The organism is uncultured Ralstonia sp., from assembly GCA_913056305.1.
Classification (GTDB): Bacteria; Pseudomonadota; Gammaproteobacteria; order Burkholderiales; family Burkholderiaceae; genus Ralstonia.
On the sequence record CAJXMR010000348.1, the window covers coordinates 1 to 3213 of the forward strand.

At 64.5% G+C, this 3213-nt stretch carries 4 protein-coding genes; 2 read left to right on the top strand and 2 right to left on the bottom strand.

Going from position 1 to position 3213, the window contains the following annotated elements; genetic code table 11:
* Nucleotides 1–13: 13 nt before the first annotated feature.
* Both QZ609_RS25785 and lexA read right to left on the bottom strand, forming a co-directional pair.
* Nucleotides 14–199 (bottom strand): hypothetical protein, encoded by a 186-nt coding sequence (locus QZ609_RS25785; protein WP_295501137.1) that lies wholly within the window; start codon nt 197–199, stop codon nt 14–16.
* A gap of 119 nt (nt 200–318) precedes the next feature.
* On the bottom strand, nt 319–972 hold the full coding sequence (gene lexA, locus QZ609_RS25790; protein WP_295501140.1) for a transcriptional repressor LexA: 654 nt from the start codon (nt 970–972) through the stop codon (nt 319–321).
* Between the two features lie 248 nt (nt 973–1220).
* Here lexA and QZ609_RS25795 point away from each other — a divergent pair, with 248 nt between their 5' ends.
* The gene (locus QZ609_RS25795; protein ID WP_295501142.1) at nt 1221–1997 is read left to right on the top strand and encodes a ferredoxin--NADP reductase; all 777 of its coding nucleotides are present in this window, start codon (nt 1221–1223) and stop codon (nt 1995–1997) included.
* Nucleotides 1998–2136: 139 nt separating this feature from the next.
* On the top strand, nt 2137–3129 hold the full coding sequence (locus QZ609_RS25800) for an asparaginase (RefSeq protein ID WP_295501145.1): 993 nt from the start codon (nt 2137–2139) through the stop codon (nt 3127–3129).
* Nucleotides 3130–3213: the final 84 nt, after the last annotated feature.

A 3213-nucleotide genomic window follows, 5' to 3' on the forward strand; every position in this document is an offset into this window, starting at 1 on the left:
TGATCCAGCGTCTTCAGTAGCTTTCCGCGCCGGCAGTGCGCGAGGCCGCTGGAATGGCATCCAACATGCGGCAGATGGCGGCCATGCTGCCGACCATGGTGCGCCGCTGTTCCCCCTGATAGATGCGCACGCCTTGGGTTTGGCGGAAAGGCACCGGTTGCACCGGGCGGCGGCGGGAGTGCATCGATCCGAGTCGCATGGCAGACCTCTTGGGTTAGGGTGGAAAAGCAGGCGGCAACAAGCCGCCCCGGCGAGCCATCGGCTCACCTCCGGGTTGGATGAAACGGCAAAGGAAACGGCGCGGGCTGCGCCGAAGACTTACGGGCTGGCTGGCCGGATCAGGCCAACGGCCAGACCCTCCAGTTGAAACTCGTCACGGTCCAGGTCGACGTGGATCGGTTGGAAATCGGGGTTCTCGGCAATCAATTCGATGTGGCGGCCTTTGCGCTGGAAGCGCTTGACCGTTACATCGTCGCCAAGGCGTGCGACCACGATCTTGCCGTTGGCCGCTTCCGCGGCGCGCTGCACGGCCAGCAGGTCCCCATCGAGGATGCCGGCATCGCGCATGCTCATGCCGCGCACCTTCAGCAGGAAGTCGGGCTTGCTCGAGAACAGGGCGGAGTCGACCTGATACTGTCGGTCAATATGCTCGGCCGCCAGGATCGGGCTGCCAGCGGCCACGCGGCCCACCAGCGGCAGCGTCAGCTGCATCAAGCCCATCGACGGCAACGAGAACTGGTGCTGGGCGGCATCGTCACCCGCTGCACGCAGCCGGATGCCGCGAGAGGCGCCCGGCGTCAACTCGATCACGCCCTTGCGCGCCAGCGCCCGCAGGTGCTCCTCGGCCGCATTGGGCGACGAGAAACCGAACTCCGCGGCGATCTCGGCGCGCGTGGGCGGAAAGCCGGTGCGCTGGATCGTCTGGCGGATCAGGTCGTAAATCTGCTGCTGGCGGGCGGTGAGGGTGGCCATCGACGTACTGTATATTTGAACAGGTGCTGTGATTCTATACAGTAGTGCGGGAAGCGCAAGTGATTTTGTTGTGACGTGTTGCGTGAGGGGCAGCTCCCGCCATGTGATCCACGTCAAAACCCATGCGACTGGTTAGAAGCTTATGCGCAATCCATGCAGGCGCCGGTGAAGGGAATCGCATAAAATCAAGGCCTTGACCGTATTTTGCACTGCGCCATATTGCCGAAAAGGCTGGCCCGAACGACACCATGTCCGCTTTCAATCAAGAGACCGTTCTGAGCGTCCATCACTGGAACGACTCGCTGTTCAGCTTCAAGACCACGCGCGACCAGGCGCTGCGCTTCCACAACGGCCACTTCGTGATGATCGGCCTGGAAGTCGAAGGCAAGCCGCTGATGCGCGCCTACAGCATCGCCAGCCCCAATTACGAAGAGCACCTTGAGTTCTTCAGCATCAAGGTGCAGAACGGCCCGCTCACGTCGCGCCTGCAGCACCTGAAGGTGGGCGACAAATTGCTGGTGAGCAAGAAGCCGGTCGGCACGCTGGTGCTGGACGACCTGCTGCCCGGCAAGAACCTCTACCTGTTCGGCACCGGCACCGGCCTGGCGCCGTTCATGAGCATCATCCAGGACCCGGAAACCTACGAGCGCTTCGAAAAGATCGTGCTGCTGCACGGCGTGCGCCAGGTGAGCGAGCTGGCCTATGCCGATTTCATCACCAGCGAGCTGCCGAACAACGAGTTCTTCGGCGACCAGGTCCGCGAGAAGCTGATCTACTACCCGACCGTCACGCGCGAGCCGTTCCGCAACATGGGCCGCCTGACCGACCTCGCGGACAACGGCAAGCTGTCTGCCGACATCGGCCTGCCGCCGCTGGACCCGGCCGTCGACCGCGCCATGATCTGCGGCAGCCCGGCCATGCTGGAAGACACCTGCAAGCTGCTCGACGCGCGCGGCTTCAAGATTTCGCCGCGCATGGGCGAGGCGGGCGACTACGTGATCGAGCGCGCCTTCGTCGAGAAGTAAGTGACGCCGCTTTTGCTGCAAGCGCCGGCCTGTGTGCCGGCGTTTTGTTTTGGCGCGGACGCCGAGGGCAATCCCGCGTCGGCAAGGGGCGGGCGGGCGGATACAATGCGCGCCTTGCTCACCACGCATGACCGCAACGATGTCCTTGCCTACCATCGCCATCCTCGCTACCGGCGGCACGATCGCCGGCTCCGCTGACGACGCTGGCTCGGCCGCCCGCTACCGCGCTGGCGCCGTTCCCATCGACCAACTGCTGGCCGCCAGCAAGCTGGGCCTGGAGCGAATCGCCAACGTGCGCGCCGAGCAGGTTGCCCAGATCGACAGCAAGGACCTGACCTTCGACGTGTGGGAAAAGCTGGTCGCGCGCATCCGTCACTGGATCGACGTCGAGCAAGTGGACGGTGTGGTCATCACTCATGGCACCGACACGCTGGAAGAGACGGCGATGCTGCTGCACCTGACGCAACACACCGACACGCCCATCGTCATGACCGCGGCGATGCGGCCGTCGACGTCGCTGTCGGCGGATGGTCCGTTGAATCTGCTGAACGCGGTGCGTTTGGCGGCCAACCCGGCCTCGCGCGGGCGCGGCGTGCTGGTGGCGCTCAACCAGCGCGTGCATGCGGCGCGTGATGTGCAGAAGGGGCATACCTACGCGGTGGAGGCGTTTGTCTCGCCAGACGTCGGTCCGATGGGTTATGTGCTGGACACCCAGGTGCAGTTCCAGCGTGCGACCCAGCGTCCAGCGCAGGGTGACGTACTGCCACTGCCGCCTGCCGGCCAGTGGCCTTGGGTGGAGGTGCTGGCGAGCTATGCCCAGCCGGATGCGCGCCTGGTCGACGCGCTGGTTGCTGCTGGCGTGAAGGGATTGGTCATTGCCGCCACGGGTGCGGGCTCCATCCACGCGAATCTGGAAACCGCGCTGCAGCGGGCGTCCAGCCAGGGTGTGCATGTGCTGCGCTCGACGCGTACGGGGGCTGGCGTGGTGCCGGCGCAACCCGACGGGCAGGGCTGGGCATCAACCGGCACGCTCAACCCGTACAAGGCGCGTGTGCTGCTGATGTTGCTCATCGCGGCGGGGCGTGCCCAGGCAGAAACGGCTTCCCTGCAGCAAGTCATTGATCGATATTGAAAAAATCGTCTAAGCCTGCGTATAATGGTAGGCTAACCAACCTTGCTGCACCGGAGTGTGACGCCCGGGCGGCTTAATCCACAA

Coding starts and splice junctions, on each gene's coding strand:
- lexA (WP_295501140.1), bottom strand. CDS start 972: ATGGCCACCCTCACCGCCCGCCAGCAGCAGATTTACGACCTGATCCGC.
- QZ609_RS25795 (WP_295501142.1), top strand. CDS start 1,221: ATGTCCGCTTTCAATCAAGAGACCGTTCTGAGCGTCCATCACTGGAAC.
- QZ609_RS25800 (WP_295501145.1), top strand. CDS start 2,137: ATGTCCTTGCCTACCATCGCCATCCTCGCTACCGGCGGCACGATCGCC.
- QZ609_RS25785 (WP_295501137.1), bottom strand. CDS start 199: ATGCGACTCGGATCGATGCACTCCCGCCGCCGCCCGGTGCAACCGGTG.